This window comes from Clostridium psychrophilum (assembly GCF_018861705.1).
GTDB classification, from domain to species: domain Bacteria; phylum Bacillota; class Clostridia; order Clostridiales; family Clostridiaceae; genus Clostridium_AD; species Clostridium_AD psychrophilum.
This window is the reverse complement of record NZ_JAHLEC010000148.1, coordinates 1-6175: the sequence shown is the minus strand read 5'-3', so window position 1 is coordinate 6175 and position 6175 is coordinate 1. Positions and strand designations below refer to the sequence as shown.

Below are 6175 nucleotides of genomic sequence, written 5' to 3'. Positions count from 1 at the left end.
AACAAATAAAGCAACATTAAATTTCTTCAGGATACATTTTCACTTTTCAACCCACATTCTAAATCCTAATATTTCCATTATTGTTTTTTCATAAGTTAGTTAACACTATCAAATTTTATTAGCTAATTCTTATTTAACTTTCTTTAATACCCAATAAAGGATTTATAACCTTTCTTAACTCAATAATCTCACCAATTAGATTCTTTTCTGATATAGAAGTCATTAAATGATCTTGTGCATGTACAAATAGAAGTGTTACTTGAAGGTTTTCACCTGCAGCTTCTTTTTGTAATAATGAAGTTTGTATTTTATGAGTTTTATCAATCATATCATTTGCTTTTTCAATTAATTCATCTGCATCCTCATATTTTCCCTCCTTTGCTTTTGCAAGTGCTTCATATGCAAAAGATCTTGTTTCACCTGAGCTTATAATTATATCCATTACTACTTGTTCTATCTCCATTTCTGTTCCTCCTTATATTTTAATTTGCTAAACATTTAAATTGTTATACTTCTTATATAGCAAATTGCGTGCCAAAACACTAAAAGTCCCGTTATTTTATGTAAACGCTTCAATAGGCCCTGTGTTTTTTGTAAGTGTGTTAGCTCTTAACTAGTGTTTCAATTGACTATCGTTAGTGTTTCGGTTTATTTTTATATAGTGTTTCTATCTTGAAATGAAAAATTATATATCATTACTCTACTGCAAAGGTATATACTATTAACTAAACGGGGGTTAATTAAATGAACAGAAAAGAAACCATATACACTTATCTATTAGACCAGACTGAAAAAGTAGGTGTTGATGCTCAAAGTGTGTCAGTAATTTTAAATATTAGCAGAGCTAATGTTAGTCATGAACTTAATAACCTTTGTAAAGAAGGAAAAGTGTATAAATCATCAGGAAGACCAGTACTGTTTTTTATGGAAAAGAATCAAAACACTACAGTTAAAGAATGTAAACTAGATGAGCTTGTTAAGAATAACATAAGTTTAAAAAAAGCAGTAGAACAAGTTAAAGCTGCAATATTATATCCACCTAAAGGGATGAACTGTTTAATTCTCGGAGATACCGGTGTTGGAAAGTCTATGTTTGCATTTTTAATGTATGAATATGCCAAAGAAATGAAAGTTAAAAAGGAGGGTTCCCCTTTTATTGCTTTTAATTGCGCCGATTATAGCAATAATCCACAATTACTTACATCACAACTTTTTGGTGTAAAAAAAGGCACCTATACTGGAGCTGAGGCAGACAAGATTGGACTAATCGAGAAAGCAAATGGAGGAATACTTTTCCTAGATGAAATACACAGACTTCCACCAGAAGGTCAAGAATCACTGTTTACTTTTCTGGATACTGGATTTTTTAGACGTATGGGCGAATATGAAAACAAGAAATCAGATGTATTAATTATATCTGCTACTACAGAAAATCCAAATTCCGCCTTGTTGAAAACATTTACTAGAAGAATTCCTATGATTATAACAATCCCAACACTTAAGGATAGAACCTTAGAGGAGCGGTTTTTCATTATAAAGAGTTTTTTTAGGCAAGAAAGCATTCGCTTAAATAGAGATATACATGCATCTTTAAACACAATTAGAGCATTTTTATCATATGATTGTCCTAATAATATTGGTCAGCTTAAAAATGATATACAACTGGTTTGTGCAAAGGCGTACTCAGAATTTCTAACAAATATAAAAAGTGATGTAAGGATTAACAGTAGCAGTCTACCAAATTATATTAAAGATGGTCTATATAAAGAAAAAGAGCATAGGGTTATCTGGAATAAACTTGTAAGTGAAGATATTGAGTATTTCAAATTTTCCAGTTCAGTTGATTTCACATCCTATGATGATAATGAAGAAAAAAATAGTATTTATGAAATTATTGAGCAAAAACTAGAGGAATTAAAATCAAAAGGTGTTTCTGAGATTAATATTGAAAATATTTTAGAAAAAGACATAACAAAATATTTTCAAAAATGTATTAATGGAGTTTCGGATGATATTAATAAAAAAAATTTGCTTAATATACTAGGTGAAGACATATTAAATTGTGTTGATAAAATAAATTATACTATATGTAATGAATTAAAAACTACCTTAAGCGATAATATTTACACTGCATTAGCTTTACATATCGATACATTAATTAAAAGAATAGGTACTAATAAAGCTATAGTTAATCCTGAATTAAATAAGTTAAAATTATTGTATCCTGTTGAATTTAAGGTAGCACTTAAAATCAAAAAAATAATTGAAGATTTTGTACACCATGAAATTCCTGAAGATGAAGCAGGATATTTGACTATATTTCTAGTTCCAGAAGATCAATATCACCATAAATTCTTGGAAAAAGTGAAAGTTATAATCATAGCCCATGGTGAATCAACTGCAACATCAATGTCAGCTGTCGCTAATAAACTTTTAGGTGAAAATTATGTAATTGGTATTAATGCGCCTTTAGAAATTAGCCCATCAAAAGTGTTAGACGCTCTGAGAAAAGTAGTTAAAGAGCATTTCAGTTCTAGTGGTTATCTATTACTTGTTGACATGGGTTCATTAACAACTTTTGGGGAAATAATAGAGAAAGAATTAAATGTTCCAGTAAAGGTCATATCTCTGGTTTCCACACTACATGTATTAGAAGCTGCTAGAAAAGCTTTACTTGGATTTTCATTAGATGATATATATAAAGAGGTTATCTCTGTAAATTCATACAGGGAGTTAAATAGGAATATAAATGAACCTGCAAATGATAAAAACAAGATAATAATAGTAACTGCTTGTTTAACTGGGGAAGGCGGATCTGTGGCACTTAAAAGCTTTATTAATAATAATTTTAAATTTGATAAGGGCATATTTGAAGTTATACCACTTAACTGCTTAGATATGAAATACTTTGAGCAACAATTAAAAAAAGTGCAAAAAGAAAAGGAAATTTTATTTATTGTTACATCCTTCCCTGTTGACTTAGATATAAAACAATATAGTATGTTCGATGTAATAAGTATGAAAGTAGCAAAAGAACTTCAAGAAATTATTGATACAAAAACTACCCTTCTTAAAATGCGATTGATTCTTAAAGAAAATATTGATAATTTGGATGGAGATGTGCTTTACACCGATATAACTCAATTTTTCAATAACATAGCCGCAAGTCTTTCCATCTCATTAACAGATGAAAATCTAATAGGCTTTATTCTTCATTTAGCATTTACTATTAGTAGACTTAAAAAGGGAGAGCCATCAATAGAGTATCCTTGTAAAGAAGAACTTATTAATAAGCATAAAGAAATATATCAAGTTGTCAAAAAACAAATTGTTTTCTTATGCAATAAATATTATATAGATACAACTGATGATGAGATATGTTATATAATTAAAATTTTAGTTGGTAGTGAATTGATATAATATTACATGAAATAAATTTTACAATACTGAAACTATTAGTGTTTACAGATAGAATAAACATCTTTCTATATAAAATAATATAGCTACAAATATGATTTCAAGTAGGCTTGGTGGTGCTCGAATCGTTAGGCAGAAGGTAAATACTATGGCCGGAATAATTGGAGTAAGTACAACCCAAAATGTATTAACACCAAAGATTGAAACTAGGCTTTAAAAAAAGCTTTATTACGGTAGAAACACAAATATTATGCAAGACTAATAAGTGACATGAAAAGAACCAAATTTCATGATAAAATAGATAAATATGTACCAAGATATTTAGTAGCATATAAAATAGGTAACTTGGGTTCATATACAATTGATGTGGAAATATTTTATAACGACATTTCAGAATGAGAGTCTCCCACTTCTATAAGTGGGAGGATAGCAATTGAGAATTGTTATCTACACCAGAGAACTACAAAGGGGTAGATCTCCTTCTGAAGTCGTTGCATCTCTTTCAGAGATGTTACAGCGACCCAGGAGATGATTTAACTATTTATAAGCTGATACATGTAAAAGCTTATCTACAGTAACAAAACTATATCCCATTTGTTTGAGTTTTGATATAGTTTGTGGGAGTGCCTCAGTAGTTGCTTTTTTATCTTCATTACAATGCATTAAGATTATTTCTCCCGGACGGACGTTGTTAACTACATTTTTAACAATATTAGAAGCTTCACGTTGCTCCCAATCTAAGGTATCTGTGGACCAAATTACACTTTTGTAATTTAATGCAGTTAAAGAATTCTGAGCGTCCTCATTTATATCACCATAAGGTGGTCTTATTAATGTAGACCTTTTCCCTATTACATTACTGATTTCATTTTCAGTTAAAGTTACTTCATTTTTGATTTCAGATTCATTAATAGTGGTAAAGTCTTTATGAGACCAGCTATGGTTTGCTATTACATCTCCATTATCATATGCTTGCTTAATTATGGATTTACATGATTCAATTTGTTCACCAATGCAAAAAAAGGTACCTTGAACATTATTACTTCGTAATACTTTAATGATTTTAGGTGTATTTACTGGGTCTGGACCATCATCAAATGTAAGAGCCACCACTTTGTTTTTAGTTTGGCCATTAATATATACTTCAGAAGGATATTTTTTAGCTAAACTCTCTACAGCTTTTTTCCATTTTGTCATTGCTGAATTGGGATAGATTTTAGGTCTAGTACTTGTACCTAAAATATCATAGATGATTGGTACTTTTCTCAAAGTTGTGTCCGAAGAAGTTTGAGCAAGCGTAGGCACAATAGTAGTAGGTTGATTTATGCTTTTTTTGTATGTATGCTTATATCTAGAAGCTTTTGTGACTGGTATTTTAATTGAAGCACGTGCTTTATAGGTGATAAAGTACATGCCTATAATTAATACTAAGAAACCATTGCGATTAGTAGTTTTTTCATAAAATAATTAGTCCTTTCATACAATATTTGATTTTAAATTTTTTTATAATAAAATACTGGATGTATTCATCTAATATAACCTTATTAAACGATTTTAATTAATATTCTTTCATTTTCTTCTAAAATAACCATAAAGAAAGCACCTATAGTTATTAGATGCTTTAAATAACTGGTATTTAATTAAATTATCTTACCGTTATAATTTTCTATCTCAATGATTTTTGTATATCCGTAAATTGATAGCTAGATGTATCAGTATTATATTGAAACTTATATACATATCTAAAAGTTTTATTCGACGAAATACCATCTTTGTTTATAATATTGTAAACTTCTGAAGTAATTATGCTTCCAGATTGATTATCGTCACTAATATTATAATCTGTAATATTAGAAGAAACAATACTCTCTTGTATTCCTGCTTCATAAGTATTAGGTATATATGTTTCTTGTACTGTATATAATTCACTTCCATAAGTTACATAAGAGTCAATTAATGATATATCATTCGTATTAACAGCTTCTGTAAAAGAGGACGTGTAATAGCTTAAAAGATCGTTTAATTGAGTTTTAACATTATCTAGGTCACTACTTGCCTCATTAAAACTTAGATTAATATCTGTTCCATTGGTACCTACTGCATATTCTTGACTTTTTAGTATTTTGCCATCTACTAAGTGTGTAGCATATATTTTCGTAGAACTATCTATGGGGCCGAAATTCGTAGCATCTGCAGACGTAATATTAGCATCCTTTCCGTTAACAAATATTTTAGCATCTGGAAAATCAGATGTTATATTTATATAATCCATATCATCAAATACACTTAATTTTGCTATACCGTTTGTAGTTGCTACAAGATCGACGGGATAGGGATGGTTCAAAGTTACATATTTACCTTTATAATTAGCCAAAATCGAGTAATCTCCGGGTATGTATGGCCCAAATTCCTTAGTAGATTTGTCAGTATCACTATTTCCAATTTGAACATTGTTAATTGAAAAAGTTACATCCTTCACCGGAGTAGTTATATCAACAAATGATGGTTTAATGCTTATTTTGTAATTAGGAAAAATTAAAAATATCTTACCAATATTAGCTAAAGTTAATATATTGCTTGTTGCTGCACTACTAATGTTTTTAGGACTAAGAACATCATTATCTAATTTTTGAATAACTTCCTCATAGAGTGTACTCGGAAAACAATAATTAACAATTCCCATATTTGAGCAACAAAAGTATTTATTTGGATGTAATACTATAAGTGAAATAATAGCAGGTATGACAAAAAGGCTTTT

Annotated in this window: 6 protein-coding genes; 3 read left to right on the top strand and 3 right to left on the bottom strand. The window is 29.3% G+C overall.

From position 1 onward, the window contains the following. Window positions 1-133: 133 nt before the first annotated feature. Window positions 134-463: a PTS lactose/cellobiose transporter subunit IIA gene (locus KPL38_RS17695; protein WP_216290461.1), complete on the bottom strand. Its 330-nt coding sequence runs from the start codon at window positions 461-463 to the stop codon at window positions 134-136. A 281-nt stretch (window positions 464-744) separates the two neighbouring features. Here KPL38_RS17695 and KPL38_RS17690 point away from each other — a divergent pair, with 281 nt between their 5' ends. From KPL38_RS17690 to KPL38_RS17685, 3 genes are all read left to right on the top strand, one after another. Beyond that, entirely contained in the window at window positions 745-3420 is a 2676-nt protein-coding gene (locus KPL38_RS17690; RefSeq protein ID WP_216290460.1) for a sigma-54-dependent transcriptional regulator, read from the top strand. Between the two features lie 91 nt (window positions 3421-3511). Beyond that, window positions 3512-3634: a hypothetical protein gene (locus KPL38_RS20135; RefSeq protein WP_281419371.1), complete on the top strand. Its 123-nt coding sequence runs from the start codon at window positions 3512-3514 to the stop codon at window positions 3632-3634. Between the two features lie 53 nt (window positions 3635-3687). Then, the gene (locus KPL38_RS17685; RefSeq protein ID WP_216290459.1) at window positions 3688-3816 is read left to right on the top strand and encodes a class A beta-lactamase-related serine hydrolase; all 129 of its coding nucleotides are present in this window, start codon (window positions 3688-3690) and stop codon (window positions 3814-3816) included. A 138-nt stretch (window positions 3817-3954) separates the two neighbouring features. On the opposite strand, the gene KPL38_RS17680 is transcribed toward KPL38_RS17685, so the two are convergent. Next, the gene (locus KPL38_RS17680; protein WP_216290458.1) at window positions 3955-4830 is read right to left on the bottom strand and encodes a polysaccharide deacetylase family protein; all 876 of its coding nucleotides are present in this window, start codon (window positions 4828-4830) and stop codon (window positions 3955-3957) included. A 253-nt stretch (window positions 4831-5083) separates the two neighbouring features. Next, a partial coding sequence (locus tag KPL38_RS17675; protein WP_216290457.1) for a TcaA 3rd/4th domain-containing protein occupies window positions 5084-6175 on the bottom strand: 1092 nt, incomplete at its 5' end.

What these genes read in the sequence shown, in the direction of transcription:
- KPL38_RS17695 (WP_216290461.1), bottom strand. Translation starts at nt 463, where the DNA reads ATGGAGATAGAACAAGTAGTAATGGATATAATTATAAGCTCAGGTGAA.
- KPL38_RS17690 (WP_216290460.1), top strand. Translation starts at nt 745, where the DNA reads ATGAACAGAAAAGAAACCATATACACTTATCTATTAGACCAGACTGAA.
- KPL38_RS20135 (WP_281419371.1), top strand. Translation starts at nt 3,512, where the DNA reads ATGATTTCAAGTAGGCTTGGTGGTGCTCGAATCGTTAGGCAGAAGGTA.
- KPL38_RS17685 (WP_216290459.1), top strand. Translation starts at nt 3,688, where the DNA reads ATGAAAAGAACCAAATTTCATGATAAAATAGATAAATATGTACCAAGA.
- KPL38_RS17680 (WP_216290458.1), bottom strand. Translation starts at nt 4,830, where the DNA reads ATGTACTTTATCACCTATAAAGCACGTGCTTCAATTAAAATACCAGTC.